This window comes from Serratia proteamaculans (assembly GCF_946227095.1).
Classification (GTDB): Bacteria; Pseudomonadota; Gammaproteobacteria; order Enterobacterales; family Enterobacteriaceae; genus Serratia; species Serratia proteamaculans_E.
Map to the genome: position 1 here is coordinate 1 of NZ_CAMISV010000007.1, position 25,724 is coordinate 25,724.

Below are 25,724 nucleotides of genomic sequence, written 5' to 3' on the forward strand. Positions count from 1 at the left end.
TGAATTCTTCAGTGAACGTTTTGACTGACATAAACACTCCTTCATTAGGCCTCCATTATGAGGCAAAAAAGTGTCTACGAAACCCGGGTCTATTCAGGGAAGTACCATGCTCTTGGTGACAATGAGCAAGAAGCTCGTGAGATTGCGATCGAAGCCAATAGCCGACTAGCGGAGCAACGTAGCCGGCAGATCTTGGCACTTAGCGATCGAGTGGCACAAATTAAGGGTAAAGATATAGCTGTCAGTACTTGGCTCGACCGGTATTGGAAAATACAGGAAGAACGACTGAGCACCGGTGATATCAAGCCAAACACGTTTAAACAAAAACGTAAGCCTGTGAATCTTCTACGCCAAAGATTTGCAATGAAATCCTTGCCCGAGGTTGATGCCAGAGATATCGCTTCGTTGTTAGACGATTACACAGGCGCCGGACAGCCACGTATGGGCCAGGTTGTTCGCTCAGTGCTGATCGATGTGTTTAAAGAGGCTCAACATGTCGGTGAAGTTCCTCCTGGCTACAATCCCGCACTCGCAACGAAGCAACCACGCAGGAAGATTACCAGGCAACGCTTGAGTTTAGAGGAATGGCAGAAAATTTTCGACATTGCTGATAAACAGCATCGATACATGGGCAATGCGATGCTATTGGCCGTAGTTACAGGACAGCGCTTAGGTGATATTTCAGAAATGAAATTCAGCGATATCTGGGATGACCACTTACATGTTGTGCAGGAGAAAACTGGTGCAAAATTGGCATTACCTCTTTCCCTTCGTTGCGATGCTTTGAACACGAGCTTACGTGAGGTGGTCTCACGCTGCCGAGATTATGCTGTGAGCCAGCATCTTGTACATTACTTCCGTGCGACATCAATGGCCCAACGTGGTGCCAAAGTGCCTGGCAATACACTGACAACCAACTTTAGCAAAGCCAGGGACAAAACTGATATTGATTGGGGAGACGGCACACCAGCAACGTTTCATGAACAACGATCGCTCGCTGAGAGGCTGTATAAGTCCCAAGGAGTAAACACACAGATACTTCTGGGACACAAAACGCAGTCTCAGACTGATCGATATCACGATGACCGAGGCAAGGAGTGGATAAAAGTGAGGTGTTAGCCGTAAAGAACATCATTAACCATATGTTTTTATTAATTATTTTAAACTTATTTAAGTTGATATGCTTTATGCTCCAAGTTCAATCCGAACTGTCTCTAACCAGATATTGAAATCTGGGGGTTTTATCCTGCCCGCCATTGGTGGAAACATGTTTATCCATAATGATGAGCAACGTAACGTTTTCTTCTTAAGTATTCAATGCACAGCTTTCATTAGCAATTTTATCAGCACAGGATAGTCATGATGATACTAATCAGCTATGATCCCATTCAAGAATGCATATACTGTATGGTTTAGGTCATCATTGATGAGGTATCATATGAAATGTAAAAGGACAAAAAATGATTAAAAACTTCTCACTTGAAAACTTTGGTCCTATTATTCAGGCAGAAGGAAAAAACCTAGGAAAAATCAATCTTATTTTAGGCGAAAATAGCACAGGCAAGACGTTCCTCCTCAAGGCGCTTTACAGCACTATCAAAAGTCATGAAGAAGCTAATAAAGGCCATAATAACCAAGATACGTCTGAAGTTTTAAGCGATAAACTTTATTGGACTTTTCAGACGGAAAAGTTGGGCGATATAGTAACTCGGGGAGAGAGAAAGAAGCTTAAAGCATCACTAACACTACTTGACAATAGTTCTATCGTTTATAGTTTTGGCCGCGATACAACTAAAAAAATCCCCCTAGCACATAATAACCTTACTCCGAGAAATTCTAATTCAGTTTTCCTACCACCTAAAGAAGTACTTTCTTTAACCGATGTTATTTATAAAACCTCGATTATTGATAAGTTATTTGGTTTTGACGCAACTTACGTTGACCTTGTCACTGCACTGAATATACCCACTCAAAAAGGTCGAAATCATGAGGCTTTTGCAATCTCTCGTCAAAGCTTAGAGAAAATGTTCTCGGGTAAAGTTGAATATGATACTTCATCCAAAACTTGGGTCTATCGTAAAGGGAATAGTCGGTTCACAATGATGGCCACTGCCGAAGGCGTAAAGAAAGTTGCAATCTTAGACACGCTGTTGGGTAACCGATTCCTTAGCAAAGATTCTATTGTATTTATTGATGAACCCGAATCAGCACTTCATCCGACTGCAATAGTGGAGTTTCTCAATATTATTAAGGTTCTTGCCGGAGCAGGAATACAATTTTTTCTCGCTACGCACTCTTACTATGTAATAAAAAAACTGCTTCTCATCGCCAATGAAGAAAAAATGGCTTTACCGGTCTTTACACCAAATAAAGACAATACATGGACACAAACCTGTTTGCTCAAGGATGGTCTGCCGGACACAGAGATCATTAACGAGTCAGTAAGATTATTTGAGGCAGAACTTAATGTGACTTTTCCAATCGATGACAAAAACAATTAAAAAGGACTCAATACATGGTAACCATTGAAGGGAATAATATCACCATATTAGAGTCGGAAATGACATTTGGTATTTATGATGTTGAACATTGTTATTTGATCGAGAATTCTAAGGGACATGTCTCTCTTGGGGAAGGTTTTAAGATGGTTGAGTTCACGTTACTAAGACCTGAAGGCTTGTATGTGATTGAAGCTAAAAAAAGCATACCCAGACCCAACTCTGCCCCTGAGTATGATAATTTCTGGCAGGATATTCTGGAGAAAATGGATAATGCTTTGCAGCTTCATGTAATGGCTCACATCAGGCGTAATGATGTGGCACACAGTGAATTGCCAGAAGAAATCCAGGGAATTAATTTGAGTACGGTTAACTTTCTTCTACGCCTAGTAATTCCTGATGTCCCAGATAAGTATCTACCAGAGATAACTCAAACATTTAGGCAGCGTGCTGCGAAACTTAAGCGAAAGTGGGTACTGAATGAATTACATATAGCTGTGATAAACAAAAATAAAGCAAGAACTGCAGGCCTCGTAATTTAGTTAATGGATTTTTTCTAACAATGAGAAGCATGGTCTAAACATGCATATGGTTTTTTCTATAAATACAACAACTTAATCTATAGTTATTATTTTTTCAGCCCAAATCCTCTGCATAAAGTATCCTGATAGTTATAAGGTTCAGGAATTACGCCTCGTCATCGACATTACCTCATGCTGATGACGAGTACTTTTCTAACCTCACCGTATGTCAATTAATGGAATGCGTATAAGTAAGCCATTTTGATATTTATCTTAACTCCGGCTGGGAATATGCGTTGGTAACTGAGTTGAAAAACAGGCCAGAACATACAAGGAAGCTACTGTCATACATAGCTTCTTTTCGGGCTACCTTTTATTAAAGTTCTGTGTACTTTTTTGCAGAGCCAAAGCAGGCTTCAATAGGATATTTTTTATTGTTCACTTCAAGCTTTCTATAAGCAGCCTCCAAGATATTGATGTTCAATTTTCTCGAAAGCTGAAGAAGGTACAATAAAACGTCAGACATCTCTTCTTCAACCTGAGTTAATTGTTCCGAACTGAGGTTCTTACTCTCTTCCTCCGTTAACCATTGGAATATTTCTATTAACTCGCTAGCCTCGACAGATAGTGCCATCGATAGATTCTTTGGCGAATGGAATTTATCCCAGCCTCTGGATTTAGCAAAGTCAGCAAGTGTCTTCTGTAGGTCTTCAAGACTTTTGTTTTTCATAAATTTTCTTCAATTCATCAAGTGATAACCATGGACGTTTTCTATGAAGCATCCGATGACAATTTGCACAGACAATAGCAAGATCGTTAAGAGACGTTTCTTCGTTTTTATCCCGCAGACTTAAGGGCTCTTTGTGGTGACACTCAGCAAAACCTCGGCCCAACTCACCGTATATTTCCTCAAAATTCATTGAACAGATTTCACACTCAAGTCTACCTACCTCGTTAAATATCAGATCCTTCTTCTGTTTAACAATTTTAGGATCTCTTTCCCGGGACTGGTGCAACCTCATAATAGGTTTACCTTCATAACCAAGTTCGACAACAGATGACTCTTCGTCAGCCTGATCATTGGCGTTATATGTAATGTCTTCCAGTAAATCTATCGAACTGGCTAGGGTAATAGAACCTTGGGTACAAGCCGAATAGCGCACCGCTTCAACGAATGCTTCATTGAAAAACTCTGTACCAAAATAAATATTTTCACCGAAATCCTGAACAATTTTGAAGTTAAAACGATGCGGATAAATCTCATCATCAGGCCAAACTTTAGTGGGAGATGTATAAAATCCCTCGGTTACTTGGCCAATTATGATTTTTTGTACCAGCCCTCGGAAATTTTGTAGCTGCTCTTTCCCCACACGCGAGAATCCAGGAGGAGCTGCTCCCTCAGCCTTTAGCCAAGAAATAGAGTAAACAAAGGCAATCAGATCATCTTTCCTTATCTCTTGAACAGTTGCTTTCTTCGTCTCCTTAACCCCCCAAATTCCTTGACTCATACCAATGGGGAAGTTAATTCTTGAGTGCGGTTTATCAGATATGTACACAGCCCAAATCACGTTGTAGCCCTATAATATAATGATGTTTCTAATCTTAACGTCATGTGCGACAAGAATAAACACTAATACGCTGCTGTTGTGAAGAACCTAATTGTGACTGGTAGACTTTATATGGTCGGCCGGTTAGCGCCCGTTACTTGCTAAAAAGCTCGTCAGATTTGACTTGTGCAGTTATTGTTTTTTTTTAAGCAACCAGATAATTTTCGAACAGGACTAACGCATTCCTATGGTTCAGACTGAACTCCCCCTTTAGCTTGATACACTCGAAAATGCCAAAATGGCCGAGTTTTGATAACTTATTTTGATAATGTTTTGATAACCGTTGCGATTTGAATAATAAAAACGGGAACCATCAGGTTCCCGTTATCATTTAACGCTTAAACACCATTACATGTGTTTAACGATAGCGTCGCCAAACTCTGAACATTTCAGCAGCTTAGCGCCTTCCATCAGGCGTTCGAAGTCATAGGTCACGGTCTTGGCGGCGATGGCGCCTTCCATGCCCTTAACAATCAGGTCAGCCGCTTCGAACCAGCCCATGTGACGCAGCATCATTTCTGCAGACAGGATGATGGAACCTGGGTTCACTTTATCCTGACCGGCGTACTTAGGTGCAGTGCCGTGGGTAGCTTCGAACAGAGCGCAATCGGAACCGATGTTGGCACCAGGCGCGATACCGATACCGCCTACCTGTGCGGCCAGGGCGTCGGAGATGTAGTCACCGTTCAGGTTCATACAGGCGATCACGTCGTATTCAGCCGGACGCAGCAGGATTTGCTGCAGGAAGGCATCGGCGATCACGTCTTTAACCACGATCTCTTTACCGGTGTTCGGGTTCTTGATTTTCAGCCATGGGCCGCCGTCGATCAGTTCACCGCCGAACTCTTCACGCGCCAGTTCGTAGCCCCAATCCTTGAAGGCACCTTCGGTGAACTTCATGATGTTGCCTTTGTGAACCAGGGTCACAGAGTCGCGGTCGTTGGTGATAGCGTATTCGATCGCTGCACGCACCAGACGTTTGGTCCCTTCTTCAGAGCATGGCTTCACGCCGATACCGCATTGCTCTGGGAAGCGGATTTTCTTCACGCCCATTTCGTCGCGCAGGAACTTGATCACTTTGTCTGCTTCAGCAGAACCGGCTTTCCATTCGATACCTGCATAGATGTCTTCGGCGTTTTCGCGGAAGATCACCATGTCGGTCAGCTCTGGGTGTTTAACCGGGCTTGGGGTGCCCTGGTAGTAACGCACCGGACGCAGACACACGTACAGGTCCAGTTGCTGGCGCAGGGCCACGTTCAGGGAGCGAATACCGCCACCGACTGGGGTAGTCAGCGGGCCTTTGATGGCAACGCGGTAGTCACGGATCAGATCCAGGGTTTCTTCCGGCAGCCACACGTCTTTCCCGTAAACGTGAGTGGATTTTTCGCCGGTGTAGATTTCCATCCAGGAGATTTTACGTTCGCCGTGGTAGGCCTTTTTCACTGCTGCATCAACCACGTGAATCATAGCAGGGGTAACGTCAACGCCAATGCCGTCGCCTTCGATAAACGGAATGATCGGGTTATTCGGAACAACCAGTTTACCCTGGGCATCGACCGTAATCTTTTTACCTTCTGCCGGAACAACTACTTTGCTTTCCATCAACCTCTCCTTCAAGCGCAATTTTTGTTAATGCTTTGTAAGATGCGTGTAGATACTACTGGAATTTTCTGTCCGCGCCAATCCGAAACGGATTCGGTTATAATGCGCCTATCATCCGTAATCTCAACTGTTATGAAAAAATTCCCTGTTAGAAATCACAAAGTTAAACGATTCAGCCCGCCTGTCGCCGCCAAACCCGCTGTCGCACAGGGGCCGCGTCGCGTGGTGTTATTCAATAAGCCCTTCGATGTGTTACCCCAATTTACCGATGAAGCCGGCCGCACTACGCTGAAAGAATTCATTCCTTTTCCCGATGTCTATGCCGCCGGGCGCCTGGATCGCGATAGCGAAGGGTTATTGGTGCTAACCAATGACGGCAAACTGCAGGCGCAGCTCACCCAACCGGGCAAGCGCACCGGTAAGGTGTATTACGTGCAGGTCGAGGGAGCGCCGGAGGACAGCGATTTGGCCCCCTTGCGCAGCAGCATCACGCTCAAAGACGGCCCGACCCTGCCGGCCGGCGTGGAGTTGGTCGCCGAACCACAATGGCTGTGGCCACGCAATCCACCGATCCGCGAGCGCAAGTCGATCCCGACGGCCTGGCTGAAAATCACCCTGTACGAAGGGCGAAACCGTCAGGTGCGTCGCATGACTGCACATATCGGCTTTCCTACCCTGCGGCTGATTCGCTACAGTATGGGTAATCTTTCATTGGGGGAACTTCAGCCCGGTGAATGGAAAACCCTTGATTCGCTGTAATCAGTCCGCCAAGCCGCCGTTGTAAGGGGTCGCCATGTTCAAACCACACGTTACCGTTGCCTGCGTGGTTCACGCCGCCGGCAAGTTCTTGATTGTCGAAGAGACCATCAACCATAAGGCACTCTGGAACCAGCCGGCCGGCCACCTCGAGGCTGACGAAACCCTGGTGCAGGCCGCCGAACGCGAACTGTGGGAAGAAACCGGCATCCGCGCCACGCCGCAGTCGTTCCTCAAGCTGCACCAATGGATCGCGCCGGACAGTACCCCGTTCCTGCGCTTTTGCTTTGTGATTGAGCTGGAGCAGCAACTGCCGACCGAGCCGCACGACAGCGATATCGACCGCTGCCTGTGGTTGAGCGCCGACGAGATTTTGCAGGCACCCAACCTGCGTTCCGCACTGGTGGCGGAAAGCCTTCGTTGTTACCAACAGCCGGAGCGCTACCCGCTATCACTGGTCAGCAGCTATAACTGGCCGTTCTGAGATGAATAAGTGCCGTGCGCCGACGAGGCCAACGTGGTAAAATCCTGCGCTTGTTTTTTATCAGCACGGTTAGTGTTCAAGTTCGCGAGATCCCCATGTCAGACAACAGCCAGAAAAAAGTAATCGTCGGTATGTCCGGCGGCGTCGACTCTTCCGTTACTGCCTATCTGTTACAGCAACAGGGCTATCAGGTCGCTGGGCTGTTTATGAAGAACTGGGAAGAAGACGATGACGAAGAATACTGCTCCGCAGCGACCGATCTGGCCGATGCGCAGGCGGTGTGCGACAAGCTCGGTATCGAACTGCATACGGTAAATTTCGCGGCAGAGTACTGGGACAACGTGTTTGAGCTGTTCCTTGAAGAATACAAGGCCGGCCGCACGCCGAACCCGGACATCCTGTGTAATAAAGAAATCAAATTCAAAGCCTTCCTGGAATTCGCCGCAGAAGATCTGGGGGCCGACTTTATCGCCACCGGCCACTACGTGCGCCGCCAGGACGTGGACGGCAAAAGCCGTCTGCTGCGCGGTGTCGACGGCAACAAAGACCAGAGCTACTTCCTCTACACCCTTGGCCACGAGCAGGTCGCACAAAGCCTGTTCCCGGTCGGTGAGTTGGAAAAACCGGAGGTGCGCCGCATCGCCGAACAGCTGGAGCTGGTTACCGCCAAGAAAAAAGACTCCACCGGCATCTGCTTTATCGGCGAGCGCAAATTCCGCGACTTCCTCGGCCGTTACCTGCCTGCACAGCCGGGCCCGATTGTTAGCGTCGACGGTCAGACCGTCGGTGAACACCAGGGTCTGATGTACCACACCCTGGGGCAACGTAAAGGGCTGGGCATCGGCGGCATGAAAGACAGCAGCGAAGATCCGTGGTACGTGGTGGACAAAGACGTCGCCAACAACGTACTGGTGGTTGCGCAGGGGCATGAGCACCCGCGTCTGATGTCCGTCGGGCTGATCGCGCAGCAATTGCATTGGGTCGATCGTCTGCCGCTGAGCGGGCCGTTCCGCTGTACGGTGAAAACCCGTTATCGCCAGCAAGATATTCCTTGCACCGTCACCCCGCTTGACGACCAACGCATCGAAGTGCGTTTCGACGAGCCGGTTGCCGCCGTCACCCCAGGCCAGTCAGCCGTGTTCTATCAGGATGACATCTGCCTCGGCGGCGGCATTATTGAACAGCGTTTACAGGAGTAATCGTGGCGAAGAATTATTATGACATTACGCTGGCGATGGCCGGGATCAGCCAGACCGCACGTCTGGTTCAGCAGTTGGCACACGAAGGCCAATGCGATCGCGAGGCCATGAATATCTCGCTGAGCAGCCTGCTGCAGATGGATCCCCCTTCCACGCTGGCGGTGTTCGGCGGTGAAGAACGCAATCTGAAAATGGGTCTTGAGACGCTGATGGGCGTCCTCAATGCCAACAATAAGGGCCTGGCCGCAGAGCTGACCCGCTACACCATCAGCCTGATGGTGCTGGAGCGTAAGCTCAATGCCAATAAGCAGGCGATGAACCAGCTTGGCGAACGTCTCGGCCAGCTTGAGCGTCAACTGGCGCATTTTGATCTGGAATCAGACACTATTATCAGCGCGCTGGCCGGCATTTATGTCGACGTGGTCAGCCCGCTAGGGCCGCGCATCCAGGTGACCGGTTCACCGGCAATCCTGCAAAACCCGCAGGTGCAGGCCAAAGTTCGCGCCACATTGCTGGCCGGCATCCGTGCCGCCGTGCTGTGGCAACAGGTTGGCGGCAGCCGCCTGCAGTTAATGTTTTCCCGTAATCGTCTGTTTAAACAGGCGCAAAATATCGTTGCTCATTGTTAATAGATCCCAGGAGTTGCTACCGATGGAATTATCCTCACTGACCGCCGTTTCACCCGTTGATGGACGCTACGGTGATAAAGTCAGCGCACTGCGCACCATTTTCAGCGAGTACGGTCTGCTGAAATTCCGTGTGCAGGTTGAAGTACGTTGGCTGCAAAAACTGGCCGCCTGCGCAGAAATCAAGGAAGTTCCGGCTTTTGACGCCGACGCAAACGCTTTCCTCGACAAGATCGTCGCAGAGTTCAGCGAAGAAGACGCGCAGCGTATCAAGACTATCGAACGCACCACCAACCACGACGTGAAAGCGGTTGAGTATTTCCTGAAGGAAAAAGTGGAAGCGGTCCCTGCCCTGCAGGCGGTGTCCGAGTTTATCCACTTTGCCTGTACCTCCGAAGACATCAACAACCTGTCGCACGCGCTGATGCTGCAAACCGCACGTCAGGACGTGGTGCTGCCGTACTGGCGTAAAATCATCGATTCGATCAAGGGCCTGGCGCTGGAATACCGCGATATTCCGCTGCTGTCCCGTACCCACGGCCAGCCGGCTACTCCGTCCACCGTCGGTAAAGAATTCGCCAACGTGGCCTACCGGATGGAACGTCAGTTCCGCCAGTTTGAGCGCGTGGAAATCATGGGTAAAATCAACGGTGCGGTCGGCAACTATAACGCCCACATCGTCGCTTACCCGGAAGTGGACTGGCATGTGTTCAGCGAGGAGTTCGTCACCTCTCTGGGCATCATCTGGAACCCGTACACCACTCAGATCGAGCCGCACGACTATATCGCCGAGCTGTTTGACTGCGTAGCGCGTTTCAACACCATCCTGATCGACTTCGACCGTGACGTTTGGGGTTACATCGCGCTGAATCACTTCAAGCAGAAGACCATCGCCGGTGAAATCGGTTCTTCCACCATGCCGCACAAGGTTAACCCGATCGACTTCGAAAACTCCGAAGGCAATCTGGGCCTGTCTAACGCGGTACTGGGCCACCTGGCCAGCAAACTGCCGGTTTCCCGCTGGCAGCGTGACCTGACCGACTCCACCGTGCTGCGTAACCTGGGCGTCGGCCTGGGCTATGCGTTGATCGCCTACCAGGCGACCATGAAAGGCATCAGCAAGCTGGAAGTGAACCAGGCACACCTGCTGGACGAACTGGATCACAACTGGGAAGTGTTGGCCGAGCCGATCCAGACCGTGATGCGCCGTTACGGCATTGAAAAACCCTACGAGAAGCTGAAAGAGCTGACCCGCGGCAAGCGCGTAGATGCTGCCGGTATGCAGGCGTTTATCGATGGACTGGCATTGCCGGAAGAAGAGAAAACTCGGCTGAAAGCCATGACCCCGGCTAATTACATTGGCCGCGCCGCGACCATGGTCGATGAACTGAAGTAATCGCTATACTGCTAAAACAAAGAGGCGGCCATTTGGCCGCCTCTTTGACATCTATCCCATCAACGCCTACAGCCGTTTTTTCTGCTGCCCTTGTGCGTCGAAGTTATCGGGATCCAGCCACTGCTCAAACCCAGCCCTGATGGTCGGCCAACGGTCGGCAGTTATAGCAAACCAGTCGGTGTCCCGGCTGCGGCCCTTGGTGACCAACGCATATCTGAAAGTGCCTTCATACTTGAAACCGAATCTCGCCGCTGCCTGTTTGGAGGGGGCGTTATGGCTGTCGCACTTCCATTCACAGCGGCGATAACCCAAATCCTCAAACAGGTGTCGCAGCATCAGATAAATCGCTTCGGTGGCGCTGGAGCGCTGCTTCATCGCCGGTGACCAACTGACATGACCCACCTCCGCCACGCCGTTAGCTTCATCGATGCGCATGTAGGCCACCGTCCCGACCGGAGCCTGGCTTGCACGGTCAAACACCGTCAGGTTCACCAGCGTGGCATTCGCCTGCAGGGTGGTCAGGTGCTGCAACATCGCCGCCGGGCTGTCCGGTCGCTCTATCGATAAATAGGTCCAGTCCCGGCCATCCGGCGCCTGCTGGAAAGCGCTGAACAAAGCGCCATGATCCCGCTGCGCATCAAGCTGTTTCAGGCAGCAAAATCGCCCGTCAAGCGTCTCGCCGGTTGGGCGCTTCACTACCCGCCAATCGGCTAATGGCTTGCCAACCGGCTGGCCGAATTGATTGATCACCATACAGCCTCCACTACCTGTCGTTAACGTTCATAAACAACAAACGAAGTTCTTCGGCCTATTTTGTCATACAACGAACGGGCCGGGGCATTATATTCCTGTGTCGTCCAGTAAACCCGATCGCTGCCTTTTTCGTCCGCCAACTGATAGGCCTGCTCAAATAATTTTTCAGACACTTTCTTGCCGCGTGCCGCGGGTGAAACATAAAGATCTTCAATATAGCAATAACCCACCGAGCTCCAGGTGGAAGGATGGAATATCAGGTTCATTAATCCCAATAAATTGCCGTCTTTATCTTCTGCCACCAGGCCATAAACCTGCGGATCCTCACATAAACGTCCAAAGGTGTGATCGGTGACCTGCGGCTTAATATCCGCTCGATAAAAATGAAGATACCCTTGCCAAAGATCTAACCACTGGGGTTTATCAGCGTTTTGTAATTTACGAATTGTGACTTCATTGTGTACTGGGAGCATAATGCCTCTCTGGTTTTAAGCTGTTATTTCCAGAGGAGAAATAACGGAATACCAGCAGGATACACCGGCCCATGCCCACTGAATACAGACCAATCAACAACAGCAGGCAGACCAATTTCAACGAAGTCACCCTGTTCAGTTCGATTCTGGAAGCGTACTGAAAATCGATGATAACTTTTTGATAAATTTTATAATTTCGTCGGGAGTATAGGCCGCAAAGCCGAATACTAACGCGCCTTCGCCCGGCGGGTTGGTATAAAAATCAATCAACCCATAGACCTTCATCCCCTGTGCAGCAGCAGCCTGGATCAACTGCCGTTCTGTTGCCGCGTCCGCCAGCGGGCAAACCAGTTGCAGCCCTCCCTGTGGTAACCGCGGTTGAGTCCAGGCGGCAAGATACTGATGCACCGCTGCATGCAAAATCTCCAGTCGGGCCTGATATATCTTGCGCATATTTCTTAAATGTTCGGCATAAAAATCGTCATTAATAAATTTGAATAACGTCATTTGCGGCAGTGCCGAAGTATAACCATCCTGGAATTGCTTGGCCGCCACCATAGGGGGAATTAATTGCGGCGGAACAATAAGAAAGCCAATACGTAATCCCGGGAACAGACTTTTACTAAAAGTACCGATATATAAGGTACGTTGGTATTGGTCCAGCCCCTGTAATGATGCGGTAGTCAGCCCGTTATAATTGAACTCAGCATCGTAATCATCTTCAATAACCCAGGCCTTTTCACAATACGCCCACGCCAATAGTTTCAGTCTTCTTTCAATGCTGAGCGAATGTCCCAGAGGGTAATGATGAGAAGGGGTGATATAAACGCCCCGCCCGCCCTCTTTGGTCTGAACCAACGCATCGATATCCATACCCGATTGATCCACCCCAATCGGCTGAGCGATTAAGCCCGCCGACTGAACCAGCTTTTTAGCCCCCTGATAACCGGGCTCTTCAACAAATACCCGGTCACCGGGATTAAACAGCACCTGGGTACACAGCGAGAGTGCCTGCTGGGAACTGGTCACCACGATCACCTGCTCCGCGCTGGCCTTAACGCCCCTTTCCCGGCACAGATAATCGATAATTTCCTCTCTCAACTCCACTAACCCCTGAGGATCGGCATAGCCCAGCAGGCGTTCGGCCCCCTGCCGTACCGCCTGCCTTTCCAATTGCAGCCAGCTATCGATAGGGAACAAGCGCAAGTCGGGCATTGAGGGGGTCAATGAGCCGCTGCGGCGGGTATGTGGAGCATGGGCAGCAATCAGCAGGGAGCGGCCGTGTGCACTCAGCTCCCGCTCCACCAACAGGGCATGACCCGTATGGTCGACCGCCAGCAGTTCACGGCCGATCAGGGTATCTTGCTGGTAACTGACGAAGCTGCCGCGCCCAACGGCACGGGCAATATAACCCTCCGCTTCCAGTTGGCCATAGGTCTGTTCGACGGTATCGCGGGAAATCGCCAATTGAGCAGCCAGCACCCGGCTGGGCGGCAGTTTTGTCAGGTAACGCAGATCGCCCGCCGTCACCTGCTGTTTAATCGTCAGGTGTAGCGCAGCCTTGCGCGTCATCCCCTGTCGTAAATGCTGATTAAAGCTTGCCTGTATCGCCTCTGTCGAAACGCCCTGTTGGCTGTCACTGCTGTGTTTCATGCTGCTCCGGATCAGAGGTCCGCCGTGTCTCCGGAGAATAAACCGGTGACGGAGATGTTGGTTAATTGATCTAAATCAATCTAGTTGTGAACAAAATGTTTTGAAACAGATCATCCATTGTTTCATTTAAAGTGCTGGCTCTACACTAATACAACCATACCAGTAGCTTGCTACTTATATGGTTGTTTACTTTTATGACCCATCCCTGCCTGTTTACCGCTGCTGGAGCGTAGCGGCGTTGGCCTGTATTGCCAGCGCAGGCATTTATTGTGAAGCATGTTCAAGGTGGAATTATGTCACAACAGCACAACTCTTCGCCGCCCCGGCGTAACTTTCTCAAAAAGACCCTGGCGTTAATCCCGCTGGCCGTCGCTGGCAGCAGCATTCTGGCACTGGACGCCAAGGCAGCCCCCGCGGCCGGCGTATCGGAGCACTACGTCCCGGTCTATTTCAACGCAGATGAATGGCGTTTTCTGCTGGCGGCCTGCGATCGGCTGATCCCCACTGACGATAACGGCCCAGGCGCGGTCGATCAGGGCGTGCCGGTGTTTATCGATCGACAAATGGAAGCCCCCTACGGCCACGGCGGCTTGTGGTATATGCACCCACCGTTCGTTCCTTCCCCGCCGCAACTGGGCTATCAGTCCAAGCTGACGCCGCGCGAAACTTACCGAATCGGCATTCGCGAAGTCAATGCGCACTGCCAGCAACAGTTCCAAAAGGGGTTTGCCGATCTCGATCACGCAGAACAGGAACAACTGCTGGCAGCGCTGGAGCACGGCCAACTGGACTCCGAAGACCTGCCCGGCAAGGCGTTTTTCGACCAGTTGCTCACCAACACCAAAGAGGGCTACCTGGCCGATCCGGTGCACGGCGGTAACCAGACGCTGGCGTCATGGAAAATGATCGGCTTCCCCGGTGCGCGTGCGGATTACACCGACTGGGTCAATCGCCCCAATCAGCCTTATCCCCTCGGGCCGGTCAGTATCTCAAGCAAAAGGAATGCATAAATGAGCGCAATCAAGAAACCACCGGTAGACGTGGTCATCGTCGGATTTGGCTGGACCGGCGCCATCATGGGGATGGAGTTAACCGAAAGTGGGCTTAGCGTGTTGGCACTGGAACGTGGTGAGCAACGTGATACTTATCCGGACTTCGCCTATCCGCGCATTGCCGATGAACTGACCTATGGCATTCGCATGAAACTGATGCAGCCGATGGCCAACGAGACGGTCACGGTACGTCACACCCCGGCAGAATTTGCCGTGCCCTACCGTCAACTGGGCTCATTTCTGCCGGGCAACGGCGTCGGCGGTGCCGGTGTACACTGGAACGGGATGCATTGGCGTGCTTTGCCATCCGACTTAAAGCTGCACACCACCCTCAACGAAAAATACGGTGCCAAGTGGATCCCGGAAGGCATGACGCTGCAGGACTACCCGTTGAGCTATCAGGAGCTGGAACCCTACTTCGACAAGTTCGAAAAGGTCTGCGGCACGGCAGGTAAAGCCGGTAATCTGCGCGGGCAAATCATCAAGGGCGGCAATCCGTTCGAGGGGCCACGCAACAGCGAATACCCCACGCCGTCGCTGAAACCGCTTTACTCCGGTTCGCTGTTTGGCACCGCGGCCGAGTCGCTGGGTTATCATCCCTTCAACGTGCCCGCCGCCAACTGCTCCGAACCTTATACCAATCCCTACGGTGTCCAGCTCGGTCCCTGCAACTACTGCGGCTACTGCGAACGCTTCGGCTGCTTTATGTATTCCAAAGCATCACCACAGAGCACCATCCTGCCGGTGCTGACCCAACGTAAAAACTTTGAGCTACGCACCCAGTCGCAGGTGATCAAAGTGAATCTGGACAGCAGCGGTAAAAAAGCCACCGGTGTGACTTACATCAACGCCCAGGGGCAAGAGGTGGAGCAACCGGCCGATCTGGTGATCCTCAGTGCCTTCCAGTTGCATAACGTCCGCTTGTTACTGCTGTCCGGCATCGGCAAACCTTATAACCCGGTAACCGGGGAAGGCGTGGTCGGCAAGAATTACGCCTACCAGATGAACAGCGGTATTTCGCTGTTTTACGATAAGGATACCTACTTCAACCCGTTTATCGGCGCTGGCGCGGCCGGTATGGTGATCGACGATATGAACGGGGAGAACTTCGATCATACCGGCTTGGGATTCATCGGTGGGGCTTACATCTCCGCTACCCGCTCCGGGGGCCGGCCGTTGCAGCAAATGACGCTGCCGCCGGGCACACCCGGTTGGGGCAGCGGCTGGAAACAGGGCATCAAGGATAACTATCTGCACAGCATGAGCCTCGGCTCCGAAGGCTCGGTGATGCCTTACCGTGATTGCTATCTGGATTTGGATCCTACCTACAAGGACGGCTACGGCCTGCCGCTGCTGCGCATGACGTTTGACTGGAAAGACAATGAGATCAAAATGACCCAGCACATCACCAGCAAAATGGTGGATATCGCCAACGTCATGAAGCCCAAACAGATGTCGGTATCGGTGATGAAAGCCGGCGATCATTACGACGTACGGCCTTACCAGTCAACCCACACCACCGGCGGTGCCATTACCGGCGATAACCCAGCCACCAGCGTGGTGAATAAATACCTGCAATGCTGGGACGTGCCAAACGTGTTTGTTACCGGTGCCTGCGCCTTTCCGCAGAACCTGGCCTATAACCCCACAGGCATTGTTGGCGCGCTGGCCTACTACTCGGCCGAGGCGATCCGCACTCAGTATCTGAAAAACCCCGGTCCCCTGGTTCAGGCCTGATAGCATAAGGAGCTTCACATGAAAGGACTTACCCCCTCGCTGCTGGCGCTGTTGATGCTGGCTGCCACCGCGGTGCAGGCAGCCGACGACCCGCAATTGGCGGCCCGGCTGCAACACGGGGAATACCTGGCGCACGCCGGTGACTGTGCCGCCTGTCATACCGGCCCCAGCGGCATCCCCTTTGCCGGCGGTCTGAAAATGACCACCCCGGTCGGGGCTATCTACTCCACCAACATCACGCCGGACAAGCAAACCGGCATCGGCGAATACAGTCTGCAGGAATTCAGTGACGCCTTGCGCAAAGGTATTGCTCGCGACGGAACCCGACTCTACCCGGCGATGCCCTATCCCTCGTTCGCCAAAATCAGTGATGGAGACGTGCGCGATCTGTACCTGTATTTCACCCGACAAGTTAAGCCTGTGGTTCAACCCAACAAGGCCAGCGATATCCCCTGGCCGCTGAATATGCGCTGGCCGCTGGCCCTGTGGAACCTGGCGTTTCGGGAAGATGGTGCCTATCGGCCGGATACCACACAGAGCCTCGATTGGAACCGCGGTGCCTATTTGGTCCAGGGGCTGGGCCACTGCGGCTCCTGCCATACGCCGCGCGGTATTGGCTTCCAGGAAAAAGCGCTCAACCAGAGCGATGATGCCTATCTGAGTGGTGGCACACTGGAAGGTTGGCATGCTACCAATCTGCGTGCGGATGCGGTAACTGGTCTGGGCAAATGGAGCACGGAAGATATCACCCGCTTCCTGAAAAACGGCCATAACCCCCGTTTTGCCGCTTTCGGTGCAATGGTTGACGTGGTGCAGGACAGTACCCAGTCCCTGAGCGATGCCGATTTGCGTGCCATCGCGGTTTATCTGCAATCCTTGTCGGCCGCCAATAAGGAAAAACCGCCGACACAGGACGGTGGCCAGGCCAACATGCTGTTAAACGGTGATGTCAGTCGCCCCGGCGCCCAAACCTATCTGGATAACTGCGCCGCCTGTCACCGCAGCGACGGCCAGGGCTATCGCGATACCTTCCCACAGTTGGCGCACAACCCGGCGCTGTTGAGCGATGACCCGTCTTCGCTGATCAGTATTATCCTCAACGGCTCCCGCACGCCAATCACCGTCGGTGCGCCCACCGGGCTGACCATGCCGGACTTTGGCTGGCGCCTCAACGACGAGCAAATTGCCCAACTCGCCACCTTTGTGCGCAGCAGTTGGGGCAATGATGCACCGGCGGTAACCGCCGCTCAGGTACAGGAAATCCGCAAAAACAGCGTCAGTAAACCACCTCAGCCTTAAATACCTCAGGGGCCCGGAATCGGGGCCCCTCTCCTCACCTCGCAGCCTCTCCCGTTTAAGTTTGGTTTAACTTTGCCTCCGCATTGTTTATCCGGCGTTTATTTGATGTTGCCGATAATGACCACGCACCAAAAATCGATAGCGCTATTTCCTGCCAAGGCTCTGCGTCCCTTGCGGTAACAGCCGGTTATACCTACCATAACGTCAATATAACGATCAGATGGCTTAGGTTGTCGCACGCTATCCCTCACACGCCAAGAGCGTGTTACCTTTACAGCGTGGGTGACAGGATGTTCACCCGCCGATTTACAGGAGTCTGCCATGCGAGTACTGGTTGTTGAAGATAACGGTTTATTGCGCCACCACCTCTCCGTACAGATGCGTGAAATGGGCCACCAGGTTGATGCAGCAGAAGATGCCAAGGAAGCCGACTATTTCCTGCAGGAACATGCGCCGGACATCGCGATTGTCGATCTCGGCCTGCCGGGTGAAGACGGCCTGAGCCTGATCCGCCGCTGGCGTGCCCACCAAATGAAATTGCCTATTCTGGTGCTGACCGCACGCGAAAGCTGGCAGGACAAGGTCGCGGTGCTGGAAGCCGGTGCCGACGACTACGTCACCAAGCCGTTCCATTTGGAAGAAGTGATTGCCCGCATGCAGGCGCTGATGCGCCGTAACAGCGGCCTGGCTTCCCAGGTGATCGTCTTGCCGCCGTTCCAGATCGACCTTTCACGTCGCGAACTGAGCGTCAACGAACAGCAAATCAAACTGACGGCGTTTGAATACACCATTATCGAAACCTTAATCCGCAACGCCGGCAAAGTGGTCAGTAAAGACTCGCTGATGCTGCAACTTTATCCGGATGCCGAACTGCGCGAAAGCCACACTATCGACGTACTGATGGGCCGTTTGCGTAAAAAGCTGCAGGCCGAATACCCACAGGAAGTGATCACCACGGTTCGTGGCCAGGGCTATCGTTTTGATGCGAAGTGAACATGATGTTCAACAAAGATAAAAAGCCGTTTTCACTACGCGCCCGCTTTTTGATGGCCACCGCTGGCGTGATCCTGGCGCTGTCACTGTCCTATGGTCTGGTCGCGGTAGTGGGCTATATCGTCAGTTTCGACAAAACCGCCTTCCGTCTGCTGCGTGGCGAAAGCAACCTGTTCTTCAGCCTGGCGCAATGGAACGACAACAAACTCACCATTGCCATTCCGCCCGACATCGATCTTAACTTCCCCACTCTGGTGTTTATTTACGACGATAAGGGCAAGCTGCTGTGGAGCCAGCGCCAGGTGCCGGAGCTGGAAAAACGCATCAATAAAGAGTGGCTGGAAGAGTCCGGTTTCTACGAAATTGATACCGATACCCGCATCAGTAGCGAAGTCCTGGGTAACAACCCCAAGGCGCAGGATCAGCTCAAAGACTATGACGACAACGACCAGAATGCGCTGACTCACTCGGTGGCGGTCAACACCTACGCGGCGACGCCACGGTTACCCGCATTGAGTATTGTGGTGGTCGATACCATTCCACAGGAACTGCAGCGTTCCGATGTGGTGTGGGAATGGTTCAGCTATGTGTTGCTGGCTAACCTGCTGTTGGTGGTTCCCTTGCTGTGGCTGGCGGCCTACTGGAGTTTGCGGCCAATCAAGGCACTGGTGAGTCAGGTCGGCGAACTGGAGAACGGTGAACGAGAACAGCTCGACGAGAATCCCCCCAGCGAGCTACGCGGACTGGTGCGCAATCTGAATATTCTGGTGCGCAACGAGCGTCAGCGCTACACCAAATATCGCACCACGCTTTCCGATTTGACCCACAGCCTGAAGACGCCATTGGCAGTGCTGCAAACCACCCTGCGCTCACTGCGTACCGGCAAGCAAACCACCATCGAGGAAGTCGAGCCGATCATGCTGGATCAGATCAGCCGTATCTCCCAGCAAATCGGCTACTACCTGCACCGCGCCAGCATCAATTCGGGACAAACGGTGCTGACACGCGAGATCCATTCGGTACCGGCCCTGCTGGACAGCCTGAATGTGGCGTTGAACAAGGTCTATCAGCGTAAGGGCGTGGTGATCACCCTGGATATCTCGCCGGAAGTGACCTTTATGGGGGAAAAGAACGATTTTATGGAAGTGATGGGCAACGTGCTGGAAAACGCCTGCAAATACTGTCTGGAGTTCGTTGAAATCACCTCTCTGCACTCCGATAAATACCTCACTATCGTCATCGATGACGATGGGCCGGGCATTCCGGAAAGCAAACGCGAGCTGATCTTCCAGCGCGGTCAACGGGTAGACACATTGCGCCCGGGTCAGGGCCTGGGATTGTCGGTAGCGGCGGAGATTATTGAGCAGTACGACGGCTCCATTACCATCAGCGACAGCCCACTGGGCGGTGCCCGCATGCAGGTCACTTTCGCTCGTCAGCACGATTCCCACCATAACGAGTAAATTCTGTTGTTAAGGCCCCGATCCACGGGGCCAAACTTCCGTTATAATCGCTCTCAGGCTCACTCCACTATCCTGGAATAGAACATGGATTATCAATTAGATCTGGACTGGAACGATTTTTTGCAACGTTATTGGCAAAAGCGTCCGGTGATTCTGAAGCGCGGCTTCAAAAACTTTATCGATCCGATCTCCCCGGATGAGCTGGCTGGGCTGGCGATGGAAAACGAAGTGGACAGCCGTTTGGTCAGCCACCAGGACGGCCGCTGGCAGGTTGCGCACGGCCCCTTCGAGAGCTTTGACCACCTGAGCGAGAACAACTGGTCGCTGCTGGTGCAAGCGGTGGATCACTGGCATGAGCCTTCCAGCGCGCTGATGCGCCCGTTCCGTCAACTGCCGGACTGGCGGATGGACGATCTGATGATTTCGTTCTCGGTCCCGGGCGGCGGCGTTGGCCCGCACTTCGATCAGTACGACGTCTTTATCATTCAGGGTACCGGCCGCCGTCGCTGGCGCGTGGGCGAAAAAGTGCCGATGAAGCAGCACTGCCCACATCCTGACCTGCTGCAGGTTGAACCTTTCGACGCCATTATCGATGAAGAAATGGAACCGGGCGATATTCTGTATATTCCGCCGGGCTTCCCACATGAAGGCTACGCGCTGGAAAACGCACTGAATTACTCCGTAGGCTTCCGCGCACCCAACGGCCGTGAACTGATCAGTGGTTTTGCCGACCACGTGCTGGCACGCGAGCTGGGCAGCCAACGCTATAGCGATCCGGACATTCAGCTACGCGAACATCCGGCGCAAGTGCTGCCGCAGGAAGTCGACGCGTTGCGCCAAATGATGTTGGATCTGGTTCAGCAACCGGAACACTTCCAACAGTGGTTCGGCGAGTTTATTTCTCAGACCCGTCACGAGCTGGACGCTGCACCGCCAGAGCCACCTTATCAGGCCGGAGAAATCTACGAACTGCTGCAACAGGGTGAACCCTTACAACGTCTGGGCGGCCTGCGCGTATTGCGCGTCGGTGACCAGTGCTTTGTGAACGGCGAACTGATGGATACCGAGCATCTGCAGGCTGCCGATGCGATGTGCCAGAACTTCAGCGTTAATGCCGCCCAATTGGGTGATGCGGTGGACGATCCTTCGTTCCTGGCGTTGTTGACCGCGCTGATCAACAACGGCTACTGGTATTTTAAAGACTGAAGCTGACAGGATTTGAATCAGGCCACCCGCCCCCAGGCGAGTGGCTTTTTTTATGCCCGCTGTGCCCTGGTCTGGTAATCGTCCAGCTCATCGTCCGGCATGCCCGCCTGTTTCGCCGCCGCGCAAATCTGCTGCCAGGTATTGGCATCTATCGGGATCCCCTGCTGTAACCGCACCTCGCGGTTCGCCTCCTCCCACTCCCCCGGCACCTCAATCGGCCGGCCATCGCTTGAAGGGGAAGCCTTCACCCAGTCGATAAACGCCTCTGCCTCGTTTTGCATCTCAGGCGCGGCGAAGGCCTCTGGATTGAGGATAATGGTGGTCATGCAGTTGAAGATGGCGTCGCTGTCGGATTTCAGTGTAGCGCTATGGGTAGTACGACCACCGGACAACGCACCGCCGAGAATTTCACACAGGGTGGCCAGCGCGTAGCCTTTGTGCGCACCAAACGGCAGCAGCGAACCAAACGGCGACTGGTGCATCACTTTGGGTTCATTGGTCGGTTGCCCATGTTCGTCAATCAGATAGCCCGGCGCGACTTCCAAGCCTTTGTTGTAGGCCACGCGCGTTTTGCCAAAAGCGATACCGCTGGTGGCGAAATCCAGCAGCAGCGGTTTTTTATCGGCTCGGGGGAAAATGACGCAGAAGGGGTTAGTGCCAAAACGACGATCGCTGCCACCGAAAGGTGCCACCATCGGATCCCCCACCACGTTGACGAAATGGATGGAGATAAAACCGGCACGCGCGCACTGTTCAGCCCAGTGACCAATGCGGCCAATATGGTGCGAGTTATTCAACGCCACCGCCGCCAGACCCAGTTGGCGGGCGCGCTCGATACCTTTGTCCATCGCCTCGCTGGCGACCACCTGGCCAAAACCCTGACCACCGTCAATCGTCAGGACCGCACCGGCGTCGCGCACCACCTCGGCATGAACATTCAGTTGCAAATGTCCCTGCGCCAGCGACGCCATATAGCTGGGTATCATACCGACACCGTGCGAATCGTGTCCGGCCAAATTGGCCTGAACCAAATGTTCGGCCACTAATTCGGCCTCCCGATCCGTACTGCCGGCATGGCGCCAAATGGCCTGCACAAACTGCTCAAGGCATTGGCGATCGATACGGTGTTCAGTGCTCATGATACGGCTCCTTGTGCTGAAAATAGCTTCCACACTAGGAGCAAATCATTGTTACGGCAAGCCATTATGATCATCGCCATCGAGGCTATTGGGTACGTTCTGCCGTTAGCGCGGCGATACGCATAATCACGGCCACCGCCTGCTCCATCCCTTCCAGTGACACAAACTCATGCTTGCAATGATAGTTATAACCGCCGGTAAACAGATTCGGGCACGGCAGGCCACGGAACGACAACTGAGCCCCGTCGGTACCGCCGCGAATCGGCTTCATGATCGGTTCAATATCACATTCACGCATCGCCTGCTGCGCCAGCGCAATCACATGCGGATGCTCCGCCACCTGTTCGCGCATGTTGTAATAACTGTCCTCGATCGTCACTTCTATATAGCAATCCCGCGGCAGACCTTTGCCTACCTGTTGAGCAACTTCGATCATCCGACGTTTACGCGCTTCAAAGCCCTCACGTTCGAAATCACGCAGAATATAGTGCATTTCGGCCCGCTCAACGCTGCCCTTGAGGCTGCTTAGATGATAGAAACCCTGATAACCGGTCGTGGTTTCCGGGGTTTCATCCGCAGGTAACGCCTGTTGAATGCGTGTCGCCAGTGACAGAGCGTTCACCATCACGCCTTTGGCGCTGCCGGGGTGCACGTTATTGCCGACAATTTTCACCGTTACCGATGCCGCATTGAAGTTTTCACATTCCAGTTCGCCGACACCGCCACCATCTACGGTATAGGCCCACTCGGCGTTGAACTCTGCAACATCAAAAAATCGTGCGCCCTTGCCCACCTCCTCATCCGGCGTAAAGGCCACGCGGATATCACCGTGAGGGATCTTGCTCTGCTGCAGCCGTACCATCGCGGTCAGAATTTCGGCAATGCCCGCTTTGTCATCGGCACCGAGCAACGTTTTGCCGTCGGTGGTGATCAGCGTCTGCCCCAGCATCTGGTGCAGGATCGGGAACATCACAGGTGACAACACTTCATCACCAATACCCAGAGCAATATCGCCGCCGCGGTAGTTTTCGACGATCTGCGGGTTAACATGTTTACCGGTAAAATCCGGTGAAGTGTCCAGGTGGGCAATAAACCCAATGGCCGGGACAGACCAGGCAACGTTCCCCGGTAAAGTTCCCATCACGCAGCCATGCTCGCTGAGCGACACCCGATCAAACCCCAATTCAATCATTTCTTGCTGCAACGCTCGCGCCAGCTTCATTTGCCCGTCGGTGCTCGGCACATGTTTGACGTTCGCTTTGGATTGCGTGTCGAATGAGACGTAGTTAAAAAAACGATCTAGTAGTTTATCCATGGTATCCGCCCTCAGAATATCGCGTTTCATTATGCGGAACCGATCCGGATCAAATATTGCGACAGGTCATTTTTACCCAGATTTAACGAAAATCATTAAACCCCGTGATGATTGCTCAGGTTGATTAAGCCGTCATCCCCGAAGTCAGCCCCACAAACTGCAGCAGGCTGCTCTTTTGTGTGACCTGCTTCACGACTGGCACCGGTTGTCAGCCGCTGACCACCGGTACCTAATTCCGTCGGTTAATTGCATCGCCGGATCTTTCCTCCTATAACTGAACCAAGGCAAAGTTTGCCTTTTCTCTTTTGTTATCCAGGGAGCTTTATCAAGAACGTCGTTATCCATTAAAATATAAAAAAGGAACTGCCATGAAAGGTATTATTGATAATATCTTAAGCAAGCTGCAGCTATTTTCCAAAGCCATGATGGGGCCGATATTTTTCCTGCCGGTGATTGGCCTGATCCTGGCATTAAGTTCTATTCTCACTAACGCCACGTTGGTTAATGAAAACTCCAATGTTTTTCATGTTGGGAAAATGATCGGCGACACCTTCTGGCCGCTATTTGGCAATCTAGGGCTTATATTCTGCATCGGGATTACCTATGGACTGGCAAAGGATAAAAAGAGCGAAGCCGCATTGGTAGCGGTGATGTGTTTTATTATGTTTCTCGGTGCCAACTCTTCTTATTTGCAGTTGAGCGGCCACGTGGCGCAAAAAATTAACGGTGAATTCTACGGCACCGGACAGACCGAACTGCTAGGCTTCACCGTGGTGGATATGGGCATATTTCTCGGCCTGATCCTCGGCATTACCATTGCCTGGGTGCATAACCGCCTGTGCAACGTCGAACTGAATGGCGTGTTATCGGTTTATGGCGGCTCCAAACTGGTGCTGATTGCCATGACACCGGTGATTGTGTTGTACGCCATCGCCTTCAGCTACCTGTGGCCGGCCATCTCGCACGGCCTGATCTCGCTGACCGGTTTTATGAAAAGCTCCGGTTCGCTCGGGGTGTTCGTCTACGGCTTCTTCGAGAAATTCCTCATCCCTACCGGGCTACATCACTTTATCTGGTCCCCGTTCCAGCTCACCAGCATTGGCGGTTCGATCGTGCAGGATGGCCACACCGTTTCCGGCTCGCAGGCTATTTTCCTGGCTTATATGCGTGACCCCACTATCTCGCCGCTGATGAATGAAGCACTGCGCTTCTCGCAGCAGGGTATGGTGACCATCTTCGGCCTGTCAGGGGCGGCGCTGGCTTTTTATCACACGGCCAAACCGGAAAAGAAAATGCTGGCCAAGGCAATCCTGATCCCGGCCATCACCACCTCTATCCTGGTTGGCATCACCGAACCCATCGAGTTTACCTTCCTGTTCATCTCGCCACTGTTGTGGGTTATCCATGCGGTACTGACCGCACTATCGCAGGTCGCCTGCAATCTGTTTGAGGTACGGCCCTGGGGTGCCAGCGGCCTGATTGAGTTCCTGGTATATAACCTGCCGTTGCCGGTGTCCCTCACCCGCTGGCCGCTGTACGTGGTGATTGGCCTGGTCCAGTTTGCGGTCTATTACCTGGTTTTCAAAACACTGGTATTGAAACTCAATTTAAAAACGCCAGGCCGCGAGGATGACGATGAGGTCAAACTTTATTCCAAGCAGGAGTATCAGAACAGCAAGAATCAACCGAATGAATTGAGCGGGATTATTATTCGCGCACTGGGTGGCAAAGACAATATTGTTTCCGTCGATAATTGCTTCACCCGACTCAGGGTCGAATTAAAAGATATGCAACTGGTGGATGAGCCGGCATTAAAAAGCACCGGAGCCAAAGGCGTGGTGAAAAACAGAAACGAGGTGCAGGTTATTTATGGCGTCACCGTTGGTAAGGTGAAAAATCAGGTCGAAAAATATTTAGCAGCACTCTGACACTTATTAATTTGGGAGATATTA

Annotated in this window: 23 protein-coding genes; 15 read left to right on the forward strand and 8 right to left on the reverse strand. The window is 52.4% G+C overall.

Features of this window, described 5'->3' with window-relative positions; all coding sequences use genetic code 11:
- Positions 1-57: 57 nt before the first annotated feature.
- The 3 genes from OC597_RS14990 (at position 58) to OC597_RS15000 (ending at position 3,040) form a co-directional block, all read left to right on the forward strand.
- Positions 58-1,119, forward strand: coding sequence for a site-specific integrase (locus OC597_RS14990; protein WP_262209330.1), 1,062 nt, complete (start codon positions 58-60; stop codon positions 1,117-1,119).
- A 341-nt stretch (positions 1,120-1,460) separates the two neighbouring features.
- A complete protein-coding gene (locus OC597_RS14995) occupies positions 1,461-2,501 on the forward strand; it encodes an AAA family ATPase (protein WP_262209332.1) in 1,041 nt (346 codons plus the stop codon).
- Between the two features lie 14 nt (positions 2,502-2,515).
- Positions 2,516-3,040 (forward strand): hypothetical protein, encoded by a 525-nt coding sequence (locus tag OC597_RS15000; RefSeq protein WP_262209334.1) that lies wholly within the window; start codon positions 2,516-2,518, stop codon positions 3,038-3,040.
- Positions 3,041-3,395: 355 nt separating this feature from the next.
- On the opposite strand, the gene OC597_RS15005 is transcribed toward OC597_RS15000, so the two are convergent.
- The 3 genes from OC597_RS15005 to icd form a co-directional block, all read right to left on the reverse strand.
- Positions 3,396-3,749, reverse strand: a complete 354-nt coding sequence (locus OC597_RS15005) for a nucleotide pyrophosphohydrolase (protein ID WP_262209335.1) — start codon at positions 3,747-3,749, stop codon at positions 3,396-3,398.
- Complete coding sequence (locus tag OC597_RS15010) at positions 3,730-4,575, reverse strand: HNH endonuclease (protein WP_262209337.1); 846 nt, start codon at positions 4,573-4,575, stop codon at positions 3,730-3,732. Before OC597_RS15010 ends, OC597_RS15005 begins: the two co-directional genes overlap by 20 nt.
- 399 nt (positions 4,576-4,974) lie before the next feature.
- Positions 4,975-6,228, reverse strand: coding sequence for an NADP-dependent isocitrate dehydrogenase (gene icd, locus OC597_RS15015; protein WP_112348290.1), 1,254 nt, complete (start codon positions 6,226-6,228; stop codon positions 4,975-4,977).
- Positions 6,229-6,360: 132 nt separating this feature from the next.
- On the opposite strand from icd, the gene rluE reads away from it, so the two are divergent.
- The 5 genes from rluE to purB all read left to right on the forward strand — a co-directional run bounded on the left by rluE (position 6,361) and on the right by purB (position 10,689).
- Entirely contained in the window at positions 6,361-6,987 is a 627-nt protein-coding gene (gene rluE / locus OC597_RS15020) for a 23S rRNA pseudouridine(2457) synthase RluE (RefSeq protein WP_261255626.1), read from the forward strand.
- A gap of 34 nt (positions 6,988-7,021) precedes the next feature.
- Positions 7,022-7,468 carry an NUDIX hydrolase gene (locus OC597_RS15025; protein ID WP_261255628.1) on the forward strand — a complete coding sequence of 149 codons (447 nt, stop codon included), beginning with the start codon at positions 7,022-7,024 and terminating at the stop codon, positions 7,466-7,468.
- A gap of 95 nt (positions 7,469-7,563) precedes the next feature.
- Positions 7,564-8,667 (forward strand): tRNA 2-thiouridine(34) synthase MnmA, encoded by a 1,104-nt coding sequence (gene mnmA, locus OC597_RS15030; RefSeq protein WP_261255629.1) that lies wholly within the window; start codon positions 7,564-7,566, stop codon positions 8,665-8,667.
- Between the two features lie 2 nt (positions 8,668-8,669).
- A complete protein-coding gene (hflD, locus tag OC597_RS15035; protein WP_085116342.1) occupies positions 8,670-9,296 on the forward strand; it encodes a high frequency lysogenization protein HflD in 627 nt (208 codons plus the stop codon).
- Between the two features lie 22 nt (positions 9,297-9,318).
- Positions 9,319-10,689 carry an adenylosuccinate lyase gene (gene purB / locus OC597_RS15040; protein WP_261255631.1) on the forward strand — a complete coding sequence of 457 codons (1,371 nt, stop codon included), beginning with the start codon at positions 9,319-9,321 and terminating at the stop codon, positions 10,687-10,689.
- A gap of 66 nt (positions 10,690-10,755) precedes the next feature.
- Here purB and OC597_RS15045 read toward each other — a convergent pair whose 3' ends face one another.
- From OC597_RS15045 to pdxR, 3 genes are all read right to left on the reverse strand, one after another.
- Positions 10,756-11,442 (reverse strand): GNAT family N-acetyltransferase, encoded by a 687-nt coding sequence (locus OC597_RS15045; protein ID WP_262209341.1) that lies wholly within the window; start codon positions 11,440-11,442, stop codon positions 10,756-10,758.
- A 20-nt stretch (positions 11,443-11,462) separates the two neighbouring features.
- Entirely contained in the window at positions 11,463-11,915 is a 453-nt protein-coding gene (locus OC597_RS15050) for a GNAT family N-acetyltransferase (protein WP_085116335.1), read from the reverse strand.
- A gap of 135 nt (positions 11,916-12,050) precedes the next feature.
- Positions 12,051-13,568 carry a MocR-like pyridoxine biosynthesis transcription factor PdxR gene (gene pdxR / locus OC597_RS15055; protein ID WP_262209343.1) on the reverse strand — a complete coding sequence of 506 codons (1,518 nt, stop codon included), beginning with the start codon at positions 13,566-13,568 and terminating at the stop codon, positions 12,051-12,053.
- A 293-nt stretch (positions 13,569-13,861) separates the two neighbouring features.
- Here pdxR and OC597_RS15060 point away from each other — a divergent pair, with 293 nt between their 5' ends.
- From OC597_RS15060 to OC597_RS15085, 6 genes are all read left to right on the forward strand, one after another.
- Positions 13,862-14,578 (forward strand): gluconate 2-dehydrogenase subunit 3 family protein, encoded by a 717-nt coding sequence (locus OC597_RS15060; protein WP_262209344.1) that lies wholly within the window; start codon positions 13,862-13,864, stop codon positions 14,576-14,578.
- Complete coding sequence (locus OC597_RS15065) at positions 14,579-16,357, forward strand: GMC family oxidoreductase (protein WP_262209345.1); 1,779 nt, start codon at positions 14,579-14,581, stop codon at positions 16,355-16,357. It begins immediately after the preceding gene.
- 18 nt (positions 16,358-16,375) lie between these two features.
- Entirely contained in the window at positions 16,376-17,656 is a 1,281-nt protein-coding gene (locus OC597_RS15070) for a c-type cytochrome (RefSeq protein ID WP_262209347.1), read from the forward strand.
- A 321-nt stretch (positions 17,657-17,977) separates the two neighbouring features.
- Positions 17,978-18,649 (forward strand): two-component system response regulator PhoP, encoded by a 672-nt coding sequence (gene phoP, locus OC597_RS15075; RefSeq protein WP_020826469.1) that lies wholly within the window; start codon positions 17,978-17,980, stop codon positions 18,647-18,649.
- Between the two features lie 5 nt (positions 18,650-18,654).
- On the forward strand, positions 18,655-20,112 hold the full coding sequence (gene phoQ / locus OC597_RS15080; protein WP_085116340.1) for a two-component system sensor histidine kinase PhoQ: 1,458 nt from the start codon (positions 18,655-18,657) through the stop codon (positions 20,110-20,112).
- A gap of 84 nt (positions 20,113-20,196) precedes the next feature.
- Positions 20,197-21,318 carry a ribosomal protein uL16 3-hydroxylase gene (locus tag OC597_RS15085; protein ID WP_261255639.1) on the forward strand — a complete coding sequence of 374 codons (1,122 nt, stop codon included), beginning with the start codon at positions 20,197-20,199 and terminating at the stop codon, positions 21,316-21,318.
- 50 nt (positions 21,319-21,368) lie between these two features.
- Here OC597_RS15085 and OC597_RS15090 read toward each other — a convergent pair whose 3' ends face one another.
- Positions 21,369-22,457 carry a malate/lactate/ureidoglycolate dehydrogenase gene (locus OC597_RS15090; RefSeq protein ID WP_262209349.1) on the reverse strand — a complete coding sequence of 363 codons (1,089 nt, stop codon included), beginning with the start codon at positions 22,455-22,457 and terminating at the stop codon, positions 21,369-21,371.
- Between the two features lie 85 nt (positions 22,458-22,542).
- Positions 22,543-23,772 (reverse strand): peptidase T, encoded by a 1,230-nt coding sequence (pepT, locus tag OC597_RS15095; protein WP_261255644.1) that lies wholly within the window; start codon positions 23,770-23,772, stop codon positions 22,543-22,545.
- A gap of 368 nt (positions 23,773-24,140) precedes the next feature.
- On the opposite strand from pepT, the gene OC597_RS15100 reads away from it, so the two are divergent.
- Positions 24,141-25,700 carry a PTS transporter subunit EIIC gene (locus tag OC597_RS15100; protein WP_261255646.1) on the forward strand — a complete coding sequence of 520 codons (1,560 nt, stop codon included), beginning with the start codon at positions 24,141-24,143 and terminating at the stop codon, positions 25,698-25,700.
- The last annotated feature ends 24 nt before the right edge of the window (positions 25,701-25,724 follow it).